The sequence below is a fragment of the Vagococcus zengguangii genome, from assembly GCF_005145005.1.
GTDB lineage: Bacteria > Bacillota > Bacilli > Lactobacillales > Vagococcaceae > Vagococcus_A > Vagococcus_A zengguangii.
Window position 1 is genome coordinate 96251 of sequence record NZ_CP039712.1, and the last position, 19841, is coordinate 116091.

Genomic DNA, 19841 nt, shown 5'->3' on the forward strand with positions numbered 1-19841 from the left:
GTTTAAGCTTAGGATATTCAAATATACTTTAGCTTTTTAATTGGGGGAATTAAACTGGCAATTACAAAAAATAAAAGTGGAACTTATAGAGTGGAAGTTTATTATCCTAAAGAGGTTCAAGAAATTACTGGTGTGAAAGGAAGATATAAAAAAACTTTTAAAACGCTTAGAGAAGCTAAAGAAGATGAGAAAAAGATACTAGAAAAAATACAAAGAGTGATACAAGAAAAAAATTCTAGAGCGTTGGAAATAAAAGGTAATATTAAATTTAAAAAGTTTTATGAAGAGATATGGTTGGATATGTATAAGAGTGGGTCAACAGGAAGAACAAGACAGATACCAAGTAACGTAACAGTTCAAAATACGAAAGATATATTTCGAATTCATATTTTACCTATGTTTGGTGACTATTCAATAAACTGGCTTAATGAGAATAAAGAATTTGTTTTAAGACAATTAACGGCATTATCTCAAACCTATGCCAATATTAAAATTGTAAAAGGATATGTTAATCAGGTTTTTGAAATGGCAGAATTACTTGATTACATTGAATATAATCGAATAGAAAAAGTAATAAGATATGTTTCAGCTCCTAAAAAACAAAAGTTAAAAGAAGAACGTGAATTAGTAGGGGAATCGATGACAGCTCGAGAACTTATTGAATGGTTAGACGTAGTAAATAATGAATACAATGAAGGAATATTGAGTATGCAAGATTATGTTTTATTTATGCTTACTTTGAATATTGGGGATCGTAAGAGTGAAAGCTATGCTTTACAGTGGAAACATATAGACTTTGAGAATGGCTATATATTATTAACACAAAATTTATCAAAAGTTGGAAACCTTAAGTCAACAAAAGGCAAGAAAAATACCAAAATTGCAATACCTTCATTTTTGATAGAGTTATTAAAAGAATGGAAAGAGTATCAAAAAATAGAACTGAAACAAATTGATATTAAACAGACTAAGGAACAATTCCTATTTACTTATGTTAATGGTAAAGGAGAAATTAACGTACCTGTACATATTGATTATTTAAATTATCGTTTGAATTCAATTCGTAGAAGAAATCCTGATTTAGTAAAATTAAATCCTCATAAATTACGACATACTTATTCAACCCTGGCAAGAGAAGGAGGAGCGTCTATGAGTGAAATTTCAGAGGCTCTAACACACTCTGACACTAAGATAACTGAAACGTATGTAAATACTCCTAATATAGTTAAATTATCAATGTACGAGAAATTTGAGGGTAGATTAAATGAGGAGCGTAGAAAATGATATTAGAGGAGAGCATAATATGAAGACTTTGTTAGTTGGAGATATACATTTAAAAGTACGTCTAATTTTACCAATCATAGAAATAAAAACATAAGAATTAAAATGTGAAGAAATCATATTTACAGATGCTTATGTGGATGATTATTTTCAGGGGTTTTATGTTAATCTATTTATAGATGATTTAAATTATTTATTGAACTGGAAACAAAAAATGGAATCTAAAGGAATTAATTGAAAAGGTGAGGGACTTAAATAATGAAAAAAATAGGCATATTTTTTATTAACAATAATGAGATTATTGTTGATTCAATCTCTTATGAGGAAGGTAGATATTTAAATGGTTTATATGATAGTAATGCAGACCATTGGCAATTATTTGACTCTCTTTCTTATAAATTTAATACAGACGATTATATTGATGTGCCTCGAGGAAGAGTGATTTATAATGAAATCAGTGATAATAGTATTATTTATCTAGATAAGTGCTTTTTATCAAATGATGAAGTATTGGATAAAATTATTGAAGTGTTTGGAATAGAAAAATATGTATTAAAGGCAGATATTCATTATCAGTGCCCAAATTGTTTAGAAGATATTTGGAAAGACTAGAAAAAATCGAAATGGGGAAAATAGAATGAAATATTTATTATTAGATATAGATGATACGATTGCACCTTTAAAAGTTGGTGGTCCAGATATGGTTATAATTGATAGTATGGGAATGGAGTTGGCTATTCCTCAATATATAGCTGATTGGCTAAAGAAAGCATCTGAAAAGGATATTAAAATTTATTGGTGTACAGACCGTCCGCCTATCCTTGGCTATTTAATTCAGAAAACTATAGGTTTTGAAACTGAAGGACAATTAGAATTCTATAATACAAAAGCTTATGAATGGAGTAAACTTTACGGAATAATAGAATTTTGTAATGAACATGAGAATGACTTAGTTGTGTTAGCCGATAATCTTGTGGAAAGAATGACTAAAGGTGTTGAATTACCAAGTAATTTGAAAACAGTTTTACCGTCAGACGCAACATTAACTATTGAAGATTTGAAAATTATTGATAGCCTATAGAATTGAAGTTAAAAAATGAAAGATATGGGTTATGAGCTATATGATTATGTTAAATTCAAGACTAAAGAAAAGAATATTATTGGATATGTAGTCAGTAAGTATTTTAATGGTGAAGGAGTCATTCATTTTTATGATATATATTCTGAAATAGAAGAAGCTTATATTAATCATGTTCCAGAGTCAGAGTTACATTTATTAGCTAAATCAAATAGTATGGCATGTAAAGCATTGAAATTAGCCGTTAATGTGCATAAAAATCAAGTAGATTTAGTCGGTGAGCCTTATATTAACCACATTGTTGCAGTAGGGGAAAAGGTAAAAAAATTTAAGGATGATGATTTGCTAACAGTTGCATATTTACATGATATTTTAGAGGATACGTATATAACAGAAGATATCTTAAGATGTATATTCCCTGATGATATTGTAGATGCTGTTAGAAGCATCACTAAATCTGATAAGTATCAACCTTATGAAGAATATATACAAATTGTTAAGCTAAATGAATTATCCAGGATTGTAAAATTGGCAGATTTAGAACATAATTTAGTACTATCTAGGATAAAAGATTATACTTCCAAAGACTTATTAAGAATAAAGAAATATAGAAAAGCAGTAAAAGAATTATCAAATCTGTAATAATAGAGGATGATATCTAGTGGATAAATTTAAGTTACGTTATATTTGTGAGAATTGTGGGAAAATTGGTTTGTATCATAACGCAGAAGAAGCTCATGAAGAAGGATGGGATTACCCTCCTAAAATCGGAGAATATGGCGTTATAGGACCTAGAACTTGCGGAGAATGTGGTATAGATACTACACTATATTGGGCAATAATTACTGATGAAATTAAAGAACTTTCTCAAATGACATTGAAGCAAAAAGCAACCTTTAATAGAATTTTACATGAACCAGCCAGTATTATTATAAGTGATCTTAATGAGTAGTGACGTAGTAAAAATAGAAGAATTATAAGGGACTGTTATTGGGACCATTTAACTGTAGAAAAATGAAATTTATATATAATAAATTTGTATTAATAATTATTTCTTATGGATAATACAAGGAAAAGAAACTAGATGAATACATAAAGTCATAAACCAGGTCTTAAGAAAGCACGTAAATCTTCACAGTTCTCAAAACGTTAATCGTTGTTATATCAACGTTTCAAGACACTTTCCAATTGTTTGGAAGGTGTCTTTTTTTTTCAAAAAAACAGCAATGAACGACTAGGTTTTGTACTGCCCCCAAAAAGTTAGACCAAAAAATCTAACTTTTGGGGGTATTTTTTATGGTGAAATATGATGAAGAATTTAAAATGAAAGTAGTTATAGATTATTTAAAAGGCTATGATGGTTATCAATATTTAGCTAATAAGTACCAAATTAAAAATAAATCTCAAGTTGAGCATTGGATACGTACTTATAAGGAATTTGGTGAGTCTGGACTACGTCGTAGTCAAATAAATAAAAGTTATTCTGTTCAATTTAAGTTAGATGCGATAGAGTTATATGAAACAAGTGGAAAATCCTATCGTGAAATTAGCAACGGTTTAGGAATAACAAACTATTCTCTTTTAGCTGGATGGGTAAAAAAGTTCAGAGAGAATGGCATTCAAGGACTTTCCAGTAAGAAAGGTCGACCAACTAATATGCCTAAAAAAACTAACAAATCAGCAGCATACCCAGCTAATCAAACAGATCAAGAGCGGATTGAAGAATTAGAAAAACGAGTTCGCTCATTAGAAATACAGAATGCCTATTTAAAGGAATTGAGGAAGCTAAGAAAAATGGAAGCCCAACAACAAATGAAACACTTGCGAAAATCATCCATAGCCTCCGAGGACAATTCAAATTAGTTGAGCTTCTAACAGAGTTAGAATTCCCAAAAGCTACTTATATGTATTGGCAAAAACGTTTTGAAATGGATAATCCAAAGAAAGAATTAGAGGAAGAAATTACCAGTATTTTTTATGAACATGAAGAACGATATGGTTATAGACGTATTACCAACGAACTTAAAACTCGAGGAAGAACGGTTAACCATAAAAAAGTTTTGAGAATTATGAAGAAATTAGGATTGAAAGTCATTAAGTTTATGCGTAAGTCTCGTAAATATAGCTCATATAAAGGTAAAGTAGGGCTAATAGCAAAAAATAGAATTCACAGAAAATTCTATACGTCTATCCCTCATCAAAAAATCACAACTGATACAACGGAATTCAAATACTATGAAAAAAATAATGGGATTTTAACCGTTAAAAAACTCTACTTAGATCCCTACTTAGACATGTTCAATAGCGAAATTATTTCTTACGCTATTTCTAATCACCCGAACGCAAAATCGATTGAGCAAGCTCAATTAGCAGCTATTGAACGAACAAGCGATTGTCCCTATCGTCGAACTTTCCATTCTGATCAAGGATGGGCTTATCAAATGAAAAATTATTCTAAATGTCTAAAGGATAATAAAATATTCCAAAGTATGTCCCGTAAGGGAAACTGTTTAGACAATTCTCTAATGGAAAATTTCTTTGGGTTATTAAAGCAAGAAATGTATTATGGTAAAGTCTTTCATAGTTTTGAAGAATTAAAAGAGGCAATAGAAAAATGGATTCACTACTACAATCATAAGAGAATTAAAGTGAAATTAGATGGTTTAAGCCCAGTGGCTTATCGACTAAAATTAGCTGCATAAAATAAAAAATCGGAGCAGATTTCTCTACTCCGAATAAAGTCTAACTTTTGGGGTTCACTACATTTCATCACTGTTTAATAAATTATTATTTGTGAGTATTATGTCATTCTACAATTACCTCTGCCTCAACTATGCTATTTTTTATTCTCCAATATATTATCTCGTATCTTAGCTAAAGATAAATGTGATTGTTCTTTATTTAAGAACATCAGGATGACATATAGTGAATCCATTATCACTAATTGTGAGATGCGTGAAGCGAGTGCTTCTGAGCGAAATTCGGTTTCTTCTGAAATTGACAAGAAGACGATATCTCCTAGTTTAGCTAACGGAGAAGTTGCATGACTTGTTAGGACAATTACTTTTGCGCCGGCTTTTTTTGATATTTCAGCTAAGTTGACAGTTTCTTTAGAATTACCCGAATGTGAAATACAGATGACACAGTCGTGCTCGTTCAATAAAGAAGCTTCCATTAATTGAATATGATAATCAGTACTATGAATGACCGTCTTAGGTGATCGTAAAAATTTATGATAGGCATCAGTGGCAACAATCTCTGACCCACCAATTCCAAATAAATAAAGCCTTTTAGAATTTTGGATAAGCTCTACAGCAGCTACTAAGTCATCTTCCTTTAGTAACTTTTTAGTCTGAGCAAGAGTTTGGCTGTTAGAATCAAAAACTTTTTGGGCCATGATTAACGGGCTATCTTCTTCACATATGTTTTGATGAATATCTATATTGGTGAATTCATTTTGTTGTATCAGCAAATCCAGTTTGAATTCTTTAAATCCGTTGTATCCTAATTTCTTTGTAAATTGAAACAGTGTAGAATCCGCTATTTCTAGTTCTGCTGAGATATCACTGATTGAACTATGAGAAATAGTAGATGGATTTTCAATGATATAGTCAGCAATTCTTTTTTCTGTAGGACTTAAATAAGTATAAAGCGTTTTTATTTTTAACGGAATAGAAATATTTGGCTCCATTACTCGTTCCTCCTTTGATGAATAAAATATATAAACTCTTTAAGTATAAGATACACGTTCTTTTTTAAAAAATCAATTTTTTTAAAAACGCTTTACAAAAAAAACTTTTTTTGTATAATAGAGTTATAAAGAGATGGAGGCGTTTTCATGGAGATAGGAATAATTGGATTTGGTAAAATGGGTTTGAATTTGGCTTATAACTTGAAAGATCATGGTTATCTTGTCAAAGGAACAGATGTTAATCCAGAAGCAAGAGAACAAGCTGGTAATTACGGAATTGAATCACATGACTCATTGGAACAACTGCTTATGTCGTTTTCGGGAAAAAAGACTTTATGGTTGATGTTGCCTGCGGGGAAGATAACGGATACGGTTTTGGATGAGATTGCACCGTTTGTCTCAAAAGATGATGTGATTATTGAAGGTGGTAACTCAAATTACAAAGATTCAATGAGAAGAGCTAAAGCATTTGCGGAACAAGGCATCCATTATTTTGACTGCGGTACATCAGGAGGTATATCAGGTGCTAGAAATGATGCGTGTCTAATGATTGGCGGCAATCCTGAAGTATTTAAAGAAATAGAAAAAGTGTTTGAAGATGTTTCAGTTAGCGATGGCTATCTATATGCAGGAAAATCAGGTAGTGGTCACTTTCTAAAGATGATTCATAACGGAATCGAATATGGTATGATGCAAGCTATCGGTGAAGGCTTTCAATTGGTAGAACAAAGTGAATTTGACTTTAATCTTGAAGAGGTTGCGAAAGTTTGGAATCATGGCTCAGTCATTAGAGGTTGGTTGATGGAAATCATTGAGCAGCAATTTTCAAACAGTCCACATTTAGAAGAATACAAGGGAACAGTAGCTGCTTCTGGAGAGGCAAAATGGACGGTAGAAACAGCTTTAGAAATGGATGTTGCAGTTCCAACTATTGCGTTGAGTTTGTTTATGAGAAACTTATCTCAAGAAGAAGATAGTTTTTCAGCTAAAGTGGTTTCTGCTCTTAGAAACGGTTTTGGTGGTCATGAGATTGTGAAAAAGTAAGTCTAGGGGGCTGACATATGAAAGGATTCAAAATAGCAATCGTGAATTCAAGTAGCTTTGGTAAAAAGTTTCCGAATCATTTGGAGCGACTGCAAAAGGTTGGGTATGTTGCAAACGTTGATGTTGACGGTGAGATAAGTGGCAAAGAACTGGCGGAAGTGTTGGCTGGGTACAATATAATTATCGCGAGTGTCACACCGTTTTTTACAAAAGAATTTTTTGACAATAAAGATGAACTGTTGTTAATTTCGCGACATGGGATTGGTTATAACAATATAGATATAGAAGCAGCAAAAGAACATGATACGATTGTGTCGATTATTCCAGCTTTAGTTGAAAGAGATGCTGTTGCAGAAAATAATATTACAAATTTGTTAGCATTATTAAGATGTACAGTAGGTTCTAATCAAAGAGTGAAGGAAAACAAATGGGAAGAGCGAGCGGATTTTGTTGGGCGAACATTGTTCAACAAGACTGTTGGAGTGATAGGTGTTGGAAATACAGGTAGTTGTGTGGTTGAAACTTTAAGAAATGGTTTTCGTTGTAATGTTCTAGCATACGATCCTTATAAATCAGAGCTAGAAATTCAAAGTTTTGGAGGTAAGAAAGTCGAGCTAGATGAATTACTTGAAGCTTCAGACATTATTTGCTTATGTGCGAACTTAACAGATGAAAATTATCATATGATTTCAACTGAGGAAATTGCGAAAATGAAGGACAATGTTTATCTATCTAATAGCGCAAGAGGTGCTCTGCTAGATGAAAGCGCTATAATAAGTGCGCTTCAGTCAGGAAAGATTGCTGGTCTAGCAACGGATGTCCTAGAAGAGGAACCAGGAAGAAGCAATCATCCATATTTGGCATTTGATAATGTTGTGATTACGCCTCACACGTCAGCTTATACATTAGAATGTTTAGAACAAATGGGTGAAAAATGTGTAAGAGATGTCGAACAAATAGTACAAGGAGAATTACCAGAACGTTCAGTTCAAGTCTATAGTAAATATATCGAAGGGGGGAGTTAGATGCTTAATGATTTAAACGTCAAAGTTGGACCACAGTTTTATTGTTATCGCGAGGGAGCGATTGATAAAGTACCGGAGCTACTAACGGAATTTCATGCGAAAAATATTTTAATAGTACATGGGACTATTTCGTGGGAAAAGGCACAAAAGAAAATCAATTTTTTATCGGATGAACAATATAATTGGTACTTTCATCAATATACAGGTGAGTGTAGTTACTATGGTGCGAATTTGATTTTAGAGCTTGTAAAAAAACACGACATTGATTTTATTATCGGGGTTGGTGGTGGTAAATTGACAGATCTAGTGGGTTATTCGGCTCATATTAGTAATGTGAATTTTGGAGTTATTCCTACATTAGCCAGTAATTGTGCGCCATGGACACCCTTATCCGTAATGTATAAAGAATCGGGTGAGTCGGAGGGCAAAACAGAACATTTTTTAAGGCAAGCTGCCTTCTTAATTACGGATCCCTATTTAATTATTGATTCGCCTAAAGAGTACTTTATTGCCGGATTAGCCGATACTATAGCTAAATGGTATGAATCAAAAGCGATATTAGATCAATCGCATTTAAAAGAAGAACCCTTTCTGATGATGGCATCTTACACGGCACAGATTTGTAAGGAAGAAATCATTGAACATGCTGAAAAAGCGATAAGTGATATGGAAAAACAAGTTGTTACCGATGATTTTGTTCATTTATCAGAAATCGTTTTTGGTGTTGCCGGCTTAGTCGGTGGGTTAGGCGATAAGTACGCACGTAATGCAGCTGCTCATGCAATGCATGATGCATTAAGTAAATACATTCCGGCTACCCATCATTTTTTACATGGTGAAATTGTCGCATACGGTATTTTTTATCAAATGGCTTTAGAAAATAAATGGCATGAAATTGATCAACTCTTACCATTTTATGAGTCATTAAAATTACCAAAATCATTAAACCATATGGGACTATTTCCTGATGATGAAACAATCATTGATGAACTAGTCGAATTTATTCATTCGAAAAGTAAGGTCCATTTGATTCCAGTGAATACCGATCGAGATAGTTTGAAGCAAGGGATTTACGCATTAGAAAAATATAACAATCAGAATTAGGAGGGTAAATATGGATACATTAACAGTTACTCAAAGTTTGTTAATTGCTTTGTGGGTTGCAGCAGTTATGTCTAGATGGTTAGGTGGGGGAGCTACTTTAACACTAAGGTTTTCTCCATTAATGACAGGATTGGTTGTAGGGATTATTATGGGTGATGTTCCGCAAGCAATGATCGTTACAGCAGCGTTACAGATGATCTATATGGGTGTGTTTTCACCAGGGGGATCAATGCCAGCAGAACCTTCAATCGCAGCTGCTATTGCAGTACCGGTAGCGTTGTTAGGTAATTTAAAACCTGAAGCAGCGATTGCCGTAGCAGTACCTGTTGGATTATTAGGAAGTTATTTATATCAATTGAGATTCTTTATTAATACGTTTTTAGGTAAATATACAGATAAAGCGGTGGAAGATTTAAATTCAAAAGCTATTACTAGATCAGTTATTTTATATCCTACATTGGCATCATTCTTATTATTTGTTCCATTAGTGTTTATCGCATTATACTTTGGAGCACCAGTAATTGCTGATGTTATAACCGCTTTAGAAGGAACTGTAATTATTCACATTCTTGAAGTAGTTGGTGGTGGTTTAGCAGCGATTGGTATTGCGACAACGATTTATGTTATTGGTAGAAAAGATTATTTAGTTTTCTTCTTCTTAGCATACTTCATGAGTGTGGTACTAAAATCTCTGGAAATTACTATGGTAACATATGCGATTTTTGGATTATTGATTGCGTTAATTTTTGTTCAATCTCAAAAAGGAAAAGCTGTATCTGTATCTAACAATCAGTCATCACCAACACCGATGGATGATGATGACGACGATTATGATGATGGATTCTAACATATAGGGAGGGTATAAGATGACTGAATTAGTTAATAAACAACAAACAGCTGCACCAGAAGAAATTACTAAAAAAGATGTAACCAAAGCCTACTTAAGATGGCATTTTGCAAATGAAATTCCCCATTCTTTTGAACGCTATTTGGCACCATCGTTACTATATGCTATGATGCCTATTCTAAAAAAATTATACAAGAATGACGATGATCTAAAGGCAGCTTACAAGAGACAATTATTATTCTTTAACACTCAGTTAAGCTGGGGTGGTGGTGTAATTACCGGTCTGATGTCATCAATGGAACAACAACGTGCTGAAGAAGAGTACAAGAATGAAGAAATTTTGATGCAAGATGATTTAATGTATAACACGAAAGCTGGTTTGATGGGAGCGTTAGCAGGAATTGGTGATGCGATCGATTCAGGTACTGTTCAATACATTTTTATCGCGATTGCGGTACCATGGGCGCAACAAGGTAGTGCACTAGGAGCATTGTTCCCATTTATCTGTTTTGCATTGTATCAAGCAATATTAGGTGTTTTCTTTGCTAGACAAGCATTTTCAATGGGACGCAATGCAACTGGTTTAATGCAAAATGCTGGCATTCAAACAGCTATTGAGACATTATCAGTACTTGGATTATTTATGATGGGAATTCTGGCTGGTAATTATGTTAAAGTTTCTTCAGCCTTGCAATTTAAAATTTCAGGAAAAGAGTTCGTTATTCAAGATATTTTAGATTCGATTATTCCAGGATTATTACCTTTACTAGTAGTTATGGGCGTGTACTGGTTCTATAACAAAAAAGGTTTGAAAGTAACACAAGCTTTGCTTTGGTTGACATTGATTTTAATCGTATTAGCCGCAGTAGGCATATTATAGAAAAGGACGGGGTTAGTTATTATGGGACAAGTTAATTTAGCAAGAGTAGATGAAAGATTAATACATGGACAAGTGATGGTCACACTTTCTCAAAAAAGTGGGGTTAACTCAATTTTTGTTGTAGATGATGTGGTAGCAAAAGATAAATTTATGAGAGACTTATATAAAAATGCCGGTAGCAGAACGGGGCAAAAGACAATTGTTGTTACAAGTGAAAAGGCAAAATTCTACTGGGATGAATACAACTTTAAAGACTATAACTGCATTTTAATAGCTAAGACAGTTAGTGTTATTTATGACTTAGTGACGAGTGGTGTTCCGATGAAAGAATTGAATATTGGAGGTATCGCTCAAAAAAATCCAGATGAGGACCTTTTAGTAACGAAATCAGTTTATTTAAATAAAGCTGATGCTGAAAAATTAAAAGACTTGAATGAAAATTACGGAGTGCAAGATATCTACTTCCAAGCAACTCCTTCAGCACCAAAAACGAGTTTAAAGGATGTTTTAAGTAAATTTGGTTTGTAATAACCAATAACCAACGCGTTAGGAAAAGGTGATACGATGAAACTAGATGAAATATTTAAAGACTGGATATTTAGATACCAATATATTTATAATTCAAGACTGACTGATAAGAAAAAAACTCGTTTCATAAAATCGTTGTTTACAGATATTATGAAATTTAGACAAGACGTTCAGATCATTGAATATAATAGCGATAAAGGAAGTTCACTTAGAAATATCTATGTTGGTGATATTGAAACAGCAGATGAAATCGTATGCACCTATTATGATACAGCCCCTAATTTTTTAGGGGACTATCATTTATTTGATAGGAATAAACAAAAAGCTAGCACAACTAATTTTATTTTATTATCTTCAACTTTAACGATTTTGCTTGGCGTAGTGGGTACGTATTTATATATCAAATTTATTGCAGATAAATTTGAGTTTCTATCGATTCAAACATTAGGATTGGTTGGTCTGTATGGTTTGTACTTTTTAATGCTAAGCAACGTTGTTAAAGGCAATATTTTAAATAAAAATTTAATACGTAATACATCTTCAATATTAACTATTTTAGATTTAATTAGGTCAACAAGTAATACCAAAAGAGCCTATGCATTTATTGATGATGGCTGTTACGGTGATCGAGGGTTGGAACCTTTGCTTAATCAGAAGAAAAAAAGAGCTAAAATAATATATTTAGATTCTATTGGCGCACAGGCACCCCTTCATATTGAGGAAAATATCCAAATAAATGAAACGCAAGCAAGTGAGAATATAACTTATGTATTTAGCGCTAATCCTAGCGAAAGCGACGATTATACCGCGTATTTTTTATCAAAAAAAGATTTAAAAGAGAAAAAAATAAATATAGAGAATATTTCTAAACTGAATGATTTTTTAAAAGGTTAATGGATAGTCACTATATAAACAGGAGGAAAATATGTTAGGAATAGTAATCGTAACACACGGGAAGTTTAGTGATGGATTGAAAGATTCCGCAGAAGTTATCATGGGAGCGACGAACAACATCGCTACTGTAAATTTAGGTCATGGTGAGGATGTTAAAAATTTAAATAAGAAGATTAAAGAGGCGTTGAATGAAGTTAATCAAGGAGAAGGTGTGGTTGTATTAACTGATTTAGTCAGTGCTAGTCCATATAATCAAGCGTTACTTGCTATTAATGATTTAGAACCAGAGTTAAAAGACAAGGTACATGTTATAGGTGGTGTGAACCTGCCAATGCTGTTAGAAACAATTAATCATCAATTATTAGGATCATCAATTGATACTATTGCTAGTGGTATTGTTTCTCAAGCTAAAGAAGGCATTAATAATTGGCATTTTGATGCGCAAGAAGATAACGAAGACGAAGATTTCTAGGAAGAAAGAGGACTGTATAGATGAAATGGGCATTTAGATGGTACGGTGAAAAAGGGGATTCCATCCCTTTAAAACATATTGGTCAAATTCCAGGGATTAACGGTATTGTTGGAACATTGCTTAATAAATTACCCGGTGATGTTTGGGAAATTGATGAAATTACTGAATTGAAACAATCAGTAGAAGCCAAAAATTTAGAGTTACTCGGAATTGAAAGCGTTGCTATTCATGATGCAATAAAAGCCGGTACAGATGAGAGAGATATGTACATTGATAATTACATCAAAACGGTTAGAAATTTGGCAGCATGTGGAATTAATTTAGTTTGTTATAGTTTTAAGCCAATCTTCGGTTGGGCTAAAACAGAGTTATTTTATGAAAATGAAGACGGTAGTTTTTCACTATTATATGATCAAGCAGTAGTGGATAATATGGATCCAAGCGAGATGTATAAGTTGATTAATAGCCAATCAAAAGGCTTTAAACTGCCAGGTTGGGAAGAAGAACGACTAATTAAATTTAACAGCTTAATTCAATTGTACGAGGGAGTTACTGAAGAAAAGCTGTTTGACAACTTAGTCTATTTCTTAGAAAGAGTGATTCCTGTTTGTGAAGAAGTCGATGTTAAATTAGGTATTCATCCGGATGATCCACCATGGGAATTGTTTGATTTACCAAGAATTACCAAAAATTTAAATGATTTAGAAAAAATTATTAACATTATCGATTCGCCATGTAATGGTATAACATTATGTACAGGCTCATTAGGAGCTAATCCGGAAAATGATATGGTCGAAATTATTAATAAAATCGGACATAGAATTAATTTCGTTCATTTAAGAAATGTTAAATTCTTAGGTGAGCGTAAATTTAAAGAGAGCGCACATTTAAGTACAGAAGGTTCTCTTGATATGCACGCAATGATGAAAGCCTTAGTTGATGTTGGTTTTGATAGCGTTATTCGTCCGGATCATGGTAGAACGATTTGGGAAGAAGAGGTAATGCCTGGTTATGGTTTATATGATAGAGCCATGGGGATTACATATTTACAAGGACTGCATGAATCTATTGTAAAAATGAACGGGTAATAAAGGAGGAGACGATTTATTGAAAAATACTAGTGAAAATCTATTAGAACAATTAGCGTCAACCCAATTACTTCCACTATACACGGTGAATAATTTAACGTATTTAGATAAGCTAGAACATTTATTAGTCACAAATGACATTAGATTTATAGAGGTAACATTTAGAACAAAATTAGTTTTACCAGCAATTGAAAAGTTATCAGCCTCTGGTAATTTAATTGTAGGTGCTGGAACAGTTCGAACGCTAGCAGAAGCAAAAGCTGCAGTAGAACATGGTGCAAAATTTATCGTGTCACCTGTTGTCATCCCAGAAGTGATAGCCTATTGTTTGGAAAATGATATCCTGATTGTTCCAGGAGTGGCAACACCTAGCGATATCCAAAAAGCAGTGGAGTGTGGCATTAAAACTGTTAAATTCTTCCCTGCAGATATTTATGGTGGGTTAAATGCCATTAATGCGCTTAGTGGTCCTTATTATGATGTTAATTTTTTACCAACGGGTGGAATTAATCAAAAAAATTTCTGTGATTATCTTAATAATGAAAAAGTAATAGCTGTGGGAGGCTCATTTATTATTTCTGAGAAAGAATTGATGCAGGAAAACAATCAGTTGTTAGAGGATAAACTGACAGAACTTTTGGATAAACTAAAGAATAAATAATATGAACATTTATTTTTGAGCGTTAGTGACTAAGTGAGATTAGAGCCCTTAGGTTTCTTATCTCACTTTTTTGCTATAAATGGCAAACTTAAATATTGGAGGAGAGTATGACATGTACGATAAATCACTGATTATATTTGATATGGATGGTTTAATATTTGATACAGGAAGATTAGCTTATGCTTCATACCTAGATGCTGCAAAAAAATTCGATTTTGAATTAAAGCCAGAAGTATATTATTATTTAACTGGGAGAACCGAAGAGGATATTCGAATAGAGATGAAGAATATTTATAATCGTTCTGATGAAGTTGAGTTGTGGCGCGATTATATTAATCAAACAAAAGAAGAAATCTTATTAAAAGAGAAAAGAGTGTATAAAAAAAGAGGTCTTATTGAATTGTTGTCTTATTTAAAAAATAATAATTATCTAATCGCACTAGCATCCTCAGCTTCTAGACAGAAGATTGACTATTATTTTGAATTAGAAGAACTATCACAACAGTTATTTGATACAATTGTTTCAGGTGATGATGTAGTAAAAGGAAAACCTGAGCCAGAAATCTTTTTGAAGGCGTGTGAAATTTTAGATGTGTCTCCAGGCAACGCAATAGTTTTGGAAGATTCTACAGAGGGCTTAAAGGCTGCAAACAGAGCTGGTATATTTTCAGTTTATATTGAAGATAATTTGGATGATTTACCATCACATGAGGGTAAATATCGACTGAACCAATCGGTAATGAATTTAGAACATTTAGAGAAAAAGATTTATGATTTAGAATTACCCAGCTTGTTGGAGTTGATTGATTATTTGAATCAGAAGGTTAGTATGTAAATTTAGATGTCTAACTTTTGAAATCTATTTTTTGTATTTAGAATGGTGGACGGTCATGTACTCAAAGATGATTTTTTGATGATTACTGAGATGATAAAATGGCTAACTAATGAGATAGAATAAATGTCTAATAAAAAATAAACAGCCGTTACCTATACGTAGCGGCTGTTTATTTTTTATTAAATATTTTTGTCAACCACTCCCAAGCCACTTGTTCCGGATGTTCTGTCACAACATCTGCTTCAATCGGTTGTTCTTCATATATCTTGCCATTTAAGTCTTTAGCTTTTACGCCAGCTAAGGCGACATAATAATTTTTGTATAGTTGAAACGATGCGACACCAGTTGCCAGTCCGGCTGTTGCTTCACCAAATTGTTTTACGTGCGGCTGTCCTTTAAAAGCAACGAGTAAAATCTCCGCGGCACTAGCGGTTCCACCGTTAGTTAAAATGGCAATCGGCAGATTTAGGTATTTAGTCTGTTCATTAAGACTTAGGATTTCCTCGTCATCAATGATTAAATGATTTTCTGCTAGTTTAATTGGGAACTCTTGTTGTTGGTTATCGACGTAATAGAGCAAATCACCTTTAGGGAACAAAGAGGTAACTGCTCCAAACATTGGGATAATATTACCTCCAAGATTATTTCTTAGATCAATGATAACGCCTTTGAGTTCGCTTGCTTGGGCGAGTTGTTTAGTAACACTTTGAATGTAGTCGTTAATCAGCTGGGCATCATCTGAACTAAAGGTCGGTAAATAAATGGTCGCAATCCCTTTATTGATGCGAACAGACGGTGAAACTGGCGTAAAATTAGGTGCACCATTAAGTTCTTCATCGCTAAAAGCTTTTATAAATGAGTGATGCCCACCAGCAATTACGGCAGCACTATTTAACACAGGTAAGGCTTCCTCGAAGCTGTGGGCTTGTTTGGCTAGGGCCTTGAATTCAGGGATTTGTGCTTTAAAATCATGTTCTGTGGAATAAATACCGTAACGTTCCATCATAAAAAGAGCATCATCTACTAAGCGGGTTGTACTAGGTTTGAACAAGTAAATCGGTTTTTTTAGAAAAATGATGCCTAATTTTCCACTAAATAAGAAAGTGAAAGCTAGCAGCAATAGTATGAGATATATGATACAGCGTTTTTTCATCGTTAGGTTCAATTGCTTATTCCTCTCTGCACGTTCAGTCTAGGTAGTCAATGTTTCCCACATTAGATACATAACATAGTTAAAACCTGACTAACCTCAATTTTCCTTGTTGATAGGTTGCGAGTTCATTAATACCGAATCCTTTTAAGAAATGTTTCATTTGGTCATAGCCTAATTCATAATCTTCCGCGCGATGAGCGTCAGAGCCTAAGCTAAATAACTTACCGCCCAGTGATAAATAAAGTGGTACGGCATATTCATAGAGAGCTTGGTTGTGATAGCTAACAAAGCTTTTAGCATTTAATTCAAACGCTAATTCTTTATTGATTGCCGCTTTAAAAACAGGTATCAAGTAAGGTTCGGCATAGTGCTTGAACGTTTCAACATCTAGCGTTAAGCGTCGCACACCATAATCAAAATGTGTCATAATGTTGGCTGGATCGACGGTTTTAATGGCTTCAAGTAGTCGTGTATAGTAATCCTTAATTAACGTTTCGGGCTCTAAAGTTAACACAATATCGTCCATAAAGTCGTATTCACCGTTTTGATGGACGCTTAATAGTTGAACATCGTAGTCATGACCGGCTAAATAGTTCTGAATTAACGGCCAATGTTCCGGTACAAAACCAATTTCAATCCCTTTTAAAATAGGAATATCTTGTTGGGCATTTAGACGGTCGACTTCTGCCGCATAGTCGGCGTAATTCGGCATACTATCCTCAAAGTTGTCCCAGGGGTTTTTAAAGTCAAGATGCTCTGTAGTTACGAGAACCTTAGGGGAACGTGCTAAGTAGTTCTCAAATGTTTCACTTGAATCAAACGAATGATACGTGTGCAAATGTTGATCATAATAGGTCATTGAATTCCCTCCTTTGCAGTCACTGTACCACATTTGAACAATCATAAAAAGCTTCGTTTAATAAAATTGCTATTTTTTAATTTAATAAGCGAATCAATCAGCTGATTCGCTTATTTGGGGTCGATAAAAATGGTGAGAAGTAAGTCTAAAACGAATTGTTCAAGGGCCGTGTAATGTTGTTTTTTTAAGCGACAAAGTGTTACCCTCCAAGGAATAGGCTCATTCATGCGTTTGATTATTAAATCGTCTAAGTATTGTTGTTTAACTAATGGTTGCGGGATGAAGGCAATCAAGTTATCGTTCATGCGCACCGCGTTAACTAAGAAATCCCAAGAGCTAGTTTCTAAACTGATGGTCTGATCGAGTTGTATCTGTTCAAAGCGCGCTTTTATGAGGTGATGATTCATGAATGATTCGTCAAAAATTGCGATGTTTTGATTATGAAGGTCCGGCCAGTTAATCGTCTTTTTTTGGCTCAGATGGTGATTGGGTGACATAAGAAGGACTAACTCAGAAGTTTGAATGAGATACGTATCAATCAATTTGCGAGAGAGTCCTTCGGGATGAAGTAAAACGGCTAAATCAACCGTTTCTAGCAGTAAATCTTGCTTGAGTAATTCGGTGTTTTTTTCTTGAATATCAAAGTGGATTTCGGGATGTTGCATCATAATTTTTGGCAAAATAGAGGAAAAAACTACTGACAGTAGAAAGGGAGGGAGGCCAATCGTAACGGTTCCTTTAATGTCAGTTTGGTGGTTATGAAGATTATGTTGCATTCTATAATATTGTTTAATAAGTTCTTGAGCGTCTTGATAGAAAATTTTTCCGGCTAGCGTGAGTCCGAGTAGCTTGTTTTGCTGACGTTGGAACAATTTAATGCCTTCTTTTTCTTCAAAATTATTGATCATGACACTTAGCGTCGGTTGTGAGATATAGAGGCTACGGGCGGTACGACTGAGATTGAAGTCATTTTCGACAATTGCGATAAAATAACGCAGATGTTTAATATCCATGGTGTTAACCTCCTTAGATATCCCTACTTTAAGTTTAGAAGGGTCAAAGTCAAAAAGCAACGGAAGTCTTTGCCATAAAAAAAAGCAATCGCCCCCTAAAAAATCGGTATTTCTCAATCATTAATGGTCTTGCTATGCTTAATATGTAGGGTTGGTTTTTTCTTTGTAAAGGAGATGCTCGATATGAAAAAAGAAGTGGTAATTGTTGCGGCGGGACGGACACCAATTGGTTCATTTGGTGGTAGCTACAAAAATGTTTCTGCGGTCACTTTAGGGCAAACAGTGGTTGAGGGGCTACTTGAACAAATTAATTTGGAACCGAATTTAGTGGATGAGGTGATTTTTGGGAATATTTTAAATGCGGGATTAGGTCAAAATGTAGCGCGTCAAATTACGATCAATGCGGGACTGCCTGATAGTGTTCCAGCGATGACCATTGATATGCTTTGTGGTTCTGGTTTAAGAGCGGTCGAGCTGGCGGTGCAAAGTATTTTGTGTGGCGATGCAGATATTATAGTAGCAGGCGGGACAGAAAATATGAGTCAGGCCGGGTATTTGCTGCGCGATTATCGTTGGGGAGGTCGTCTGGGTGATGGTCAAATTGTTGACACACTCGTTTATGATGGCTTGACTGATGTATTTAATCAGTATCATATGGGGGGAACGGCTGAAAATATTGCCAAGAAGTATGAAATAACGCGTGAAGACCAAGATCGATTTGCCGAAACTAGCCAGCAACGGGCGACACAAGCGCAACAAAGTGGTCGCTTCCAAGATGAAATCATTCCAGTCATGGTGCCACAACGTAAAGGTGAAGATTTAGTGGTCAGTGAGGATGAATATATCAAACCAAATACCACACTTGAAAAATTAGCGCGGCTACGTCCGGCCTTTATCCGTGATGAGACAGGTACGGTCACAGCGGGAAATGCTTCAGGGATTAATGATGGTGCGGCAGCGGTAATTGTGATGAGTGCAGAAAAAGCTAAAGAACTAGACTTGCCAATTTTAGCTACGATTAAAGGTTATGCCAATGTAGGAGTTGACCCTAAAATTATGGGGACAGGACCGATTCCTGCTACTCGCAAAGTGTTAGCTAAAGCGGGTTGGACGCTAGCGGATTTAGAGTTAGTTGAAGCTAATGAAGCATTTGCTGCCCAATCTTTGAGTGTGATTCGTGAACTAGGTTTAAATCCTGACATTGTTAATGTTAATGGTGGAGCGATTGCGCTAGGTCATCCGATAGGTGCCAGTGGTGCGCGTATTTTAGTCACGTTACTTTATGAAATGGCTAAGCGTGATGTAAGCAAAGGATTGGCGACGCTTTGTGTCGGTGGAGGACAAGGAACTGCGCTACTTGTAGAAAGGTAACCATGAAGGGGATGGGA

General features: G+C 34.3%; 21 protein-coding genes and 1 pseudogene. 18 read left to right on the forward strand and 4 right to left on the reverse strand.

All coding sequences use genetic code 11. The features are described 5' to 3' along the window. Window positions 1-54: 54 nt before the first annotated feature. From FA707_RS00525 to FA707_RS00550, 6 genes and pseudogenes are all read left to right on the forward strand, one after another. Window positions 55-1284 (forward strand): tyrosine-type recombinase/integrase, encoded by a 1230-nt coding sequence (locus tag FA707_RS00525; RefSeq protein ID WP_136952389.1) that lies wholly within the window; start codon window positions 55-57, stop codon window positions 1282-1284. Window positions 1285-1539: 255 nt separating this feature from the next. Beyond that, a complete protein-coding gene (locus tag FA707_RS00530; protein WP_136952390.1) occupies window positions 1540-1893 on the forward strand; it encodes a hypothetical protein in 354 nt (117 codons plus the stop codon). A 25-nt stretch (window positions 1894-1918) separates the two neighbouring features. Beyond that, entirely contained in the window at window positions 1919-2362 is a 444-nt protein-coding gene (locus FA707_RS00535; protein ID WP_136952391.1) for a hypothetical protein, read from the forward strand. A 15-nt stretch (window positions 2363-2377) separates the two neighbouring features. Further along, on the forward strand, window positions 2378-3001 hold the full coding sequence (locus tag FA707_RS00540) for an HD domain-containing protein (protein WP_136952392.1): 624 nt from the start codon (window positions 2378-2380) through the stop codon (window positions 2999-3001). Window positions 3002-3020: 19 nt separating this feature from the next. Then, complete coding sequence (locus tag FA707_RS00545; RefSeq protein WP_136952393.1) at window positions 3021-3311, forward strand: hypothetical protein; 291 nt, start codon at window positions 3021-3023, stop codon at window positions 3309-3311. Window positions 3312-3655: 344 nt separating this feature from the next. Continuing rightward, window positions 3656-5061, forward strand: a pseudogene (locus tag FA707_RS00550) (IS3 family transposase). Between the two features lie 134 nt (window positions 5062-5195). Here the strand turns inward: FA707_RS00550 and FA707_RS00555 are convergent. Next, window positions 5196-6050 (reverse strand): MurR/RpiR family transcriptional regulator, encoded by an 855-nt coding sequence (locus FA707_RS00555; RefSeq protein ID WP_136952395.1) that lies wholly within the window; start codon window positions 6048-6050, stop codon window positions 5196-5198. A 147-nt stretch (window positions 6051-6197) separates the two neighbouring features. Between FA707_RS00555 and gnd the strand changes: the two genes are divergently transcribed. From gnd to FA707_RS00610, 11 genes are all read left to right on the forward strand, one after another. Next, complete coding sequence (gene gnd / locus FA707_RS00560) at window positions 6198-7094, forward strand: phosphogluconate dehydrogenase (NAD(+)-dependent, decarboxylating) (RefSeq protein ID WP_136952396.1); 897 nt, start codon at window positions 6198-6200, stop codon at window positions 7092-7094. Window positions 7095-7111: 17 nt separating this feature from the next. Continuing rightward, window positions 7112-8119, forward strand: a complete 1008-nt coding sequence (locus FA707_RS00565; RefSeq protein ID WP_136952397.1) for a D-isomer specific 2-hydroxyacid dehydrogenase family protein — start codon at window positions 7112-7114, stop codon at window positions 8117-8119. Next, window positions 8120-9223: an iron-containing alcohol dehydrogenase family protein gene (locus FA707_RS00570; RefSeq protein ID WP_136952398.1), complete on the forward strand. Its 1104-nt coding sequence runs from the start codon at window positions 8120-8122 to the stop codon at window positions 9221-9223. A 10-nt stretch (window positions 9224-9233) separates the two neighbouring features. Next, window positions 9234-10070 carry a PTS mannose/fructose/sorbose/N-acetylgalactosamine transporter subunit IIC gene (locus FA707_RS00575; protein ID WP_136952399.1) on the forward strand — a complete coding sequence of 279 codons (837 nt, stop codon included), beginning with the start codon at window positions 9234-9236 and terminating at the stop codon, window positions 10068-10070. A gap of 19 nt (window positions 10071-10089) precedes the next feature. Beyond that, window positions 10090-10950, forward strand: a complete 861-nt coding sequence (locus tag FA707_RS00580) for a PTS system mannose/fructose/sorbose family transporter subunit IID (RefSeq protein WP_136952400.1) — start codon at window positions 10090-10092, stop codon at window positions 10948-10950. Window positions 10951-10971: 21 nt separating this feature from the next. Beyond that, a complete protein-coding gene (locus tag FA707_RS00585; RefSeq protein ID WP_136952401.1) occupies window positions 10972-11478 on the forward strand; it encodes a PTS sugar transporter subunit IIB in 507 nt (168 codons plus the stop codon). A gap of 36 nt (window positions 11479-11514) precedes the next feature. After that, window positions 11515-12372, forward strand: coding sequence for a hypothetical protein (locus FA707_RS00590; RefSeq protein WP_136952402.1), 858 nt, complete (start codon window positions 11515-11517; stop codon window positions 12370-12372). A 31-nt stretch (window positions 12373-12403) separates the two neighbouring features. Beyond that, a complete protein-coding gene (locus FA707_RS00595; protein WP_136952403.1) occupies window positions 12404-12844 on the forward strand; it encodes a PTS sugar transporter subunit IIA in 441 nt (146 codons plus the stop codon). Between the two features lie 20 nt (window positions 12845-12864). Beyond that, a complete protein-coding gene (gene uxuA, locus FA707_RS00600) occupies window positions 12865-13932 on the forward strand; it encodes a mannonate dehydratase (RefSeq protein WP_136952404.1) in 1068 nt (355 codons plus the stop codon). Window positions 13933-13951: 19 nt separating this feature from the next. Then, the gene (locus FA707_RS00605; protein WP_136952405.1) at window positions 13952-14593 is read left to right on the forward strand and encodes a bifunctional 4-hydroxy-2-oxoglutarate aldolase/2-dehydro-3-deoxy-phosphogluconate aldolase; all 642 of its coding nucleotides are present in this window, start codon (window positions 13952-13954) and stop codon (window positions 14591-14593) included. A 112-nt stretch (window positions 14594-14705) separates the two neighbouring features. Beyond that, window positions 14706-15428, forward strand: coding sequence for an HAD family hydrolase (locus tag FA707_RS00610; protein WP_136952406.1), 723 nt, complete (start codon window positions 14706-14708; stop codon window positions 15426-15428). Between the two features lie 169 nt (window positions 15429-15597). Here FA707_RS00610 and FA707_RS00615 read toward each other — a convergent pair whose 3' ends face one another. The 3 genes from FA707_RS00615 to FA707_RS00625 form a co-directional block, all read right to left on the reverse strand. Further along, window positions 15598-16434: a S41 family peptidase gene (locus FA707_RS00615; RefSeq protein WP_168177319.1), complete on the reverse strand. Its 837-nt coding sequence runs from the start codon at window positions 16432-16434 to the stop codon at window positions 15598-15600. A gap of 226 nt (window positions 16435-16660) precedes the next feature. Beyond that, complete coding sequence (locus tag FA707_RS00620; protein WP_136952408.1) at window positions 16661-17440, reverse strand: PHP domain-containing protein; 780 nt, start codon at window positions 17438-17440, stop codon at window positions 16661-16663. Window positions 17441-17550: 110 nt separating this feature from the next. Continuing rightward, entirely contained in the window at window positions 17551-18453 is a 903-nt protein-coding gene (locus tag FA707_RS00625; protein ID WP_136952409.1) for a LysR family transcriptional regulator, read from the reverse strand. 183 nt (window positions 18454-18636) lie between these two features. On the opposite strand from FA707_RS00625, the gene FA707_RS00630 reads away from it, so the two are divergent. Then, complete coding sequence (locus FA707_RS00630) at window positions 18637-19824, forward strand: acetyl-CoA C-acetyltransferase (RefSeq protein ID WP_136952410.1); 1188 nt, start codon at window positions 18637-18639, stop codon at window positions 19822-19824. The last annotated feature ends 17 nt before the right edge of the window (window positions 19825-19841 follow it).

Bases quoted from the DNA above. Each gene is read 5' to 3' on its own strand.
- FA707_RS00580 (WP_136952400.1), top strand. From the start codon at position 10,090: ATGACTGAATTAGTTAATAAACAACAAACAGCTGCACCAGAAGAAATT.
- uxuA (WP_136952404.1), top strand. From the start codon at position 12,865: ATGAAATGGGCATTTAGATGGTACGGTGAAAAAGGGGATTCCATCCCT.
- FA707_RS00535 (WP_136952391.1), top strand. From the start codon at position 1,919: ATGAAATATTTATTATTAGATATAGATGATACGATTGCACCTTTAAAA.
- FA707_RS00590 (WP_136952402.1), top strand. From the start codon at position 11,515: ATGAAACTAGATGAAATATTTAAAGACTGGATATTTAGATACCAATAT.
- FA707_RS00615 (WP_168177319.1), bottom strand. From the start codon at position 16,434: ATGATGGAACGTTACGGTATTTATTCCACAGAACATGATTTTAAAGCA.
- FA707_RS00540 (WP_136952392.1), top strand. From the start codon at position 2,378: ATGAAAGATATGGGTTATGAGCTATATGATTATGTTAAATTCAAGACT.
- FA707_RS00610 (WP_136952406.1), top strand. From the start codon at position 14,706: ATGTACGATAAATCACTGATTATATTTGATATGGATGGTTTAATATTT.
- gnd (WP_136952396.1), top strand. From the start codon at position 6,198: ATGGAGATAGGAATAATTGGATTTGGTAAAATGGGTTTGAATTTGGCT.
- FA707_RS00575 (WP_136952399.1), top strand. From the start codon at position 9,234: ATGGATACATTAACAGTTACTCAAAGTTTGTTAATTGCTTTGTGGGTT.
- FA707_RS00625 (WP_136952409.1), bottom strand. From the start codon at position 18,453: ATGGATATTAAACATCTGCGTTATTTTATCGCAATTGTCGAAAATGAC.
- FA707_RS00530 (WP_136952390.1), top strand. From the start codon at position 1,540: ATGAAAAAAATAGGCATATTTTTTATTAACAATAATGAGATTATTGTT.
- FA707_RS00620 (WP_136952408.1), bottom strand. From the start codon at position 17,440: ATGACCTATTATGATCAACATTTGCACACGTATCATTCGTTTGATTCA.
- FA707_RS00555 (WP_136952395.1), bottom strand. From the start codon at position 6,050: ATGGAGCCAAATATTTCTATTCCGTTAAAAATAAAAACGCTTTATACT.
- FA707_RS00585 (WP_136952401.1), top strand. From the start codon at position 10,972: ATGGGACAAGTTAATTTAGCAAGAGTAGATGAAAGATTAATACATGGA.
- FA707_RS00565 (WP_136952397.1), top strand. From the start codon at position 7,112: ATGAAAGGATTCAAAATAGCAATCGTGAATTCAAGTAGCTTTGGTAAA.
- FA707_RS00630 (WP_136952410.1), top strand. From the start codon at position 18,637: ATGAAAAAAGAAGTGGTAATTGTTGCGGCGGGACGGACACCAATTGGT.
- FA707_RS00595 (WP_136952403.1), top strand. From the start codon at position 12,404: ATGTTAGGAATAGTAATCGTAACACACGGGAAGTTTAGTGATGGATTG.
- FA707_RS00570 (WP_136952398.1), top strand. From the start codon at position 8,120: ATGCTTAATGATTTAAACGTCAAAGTTGGACCACAGTTTTATTGTTAT.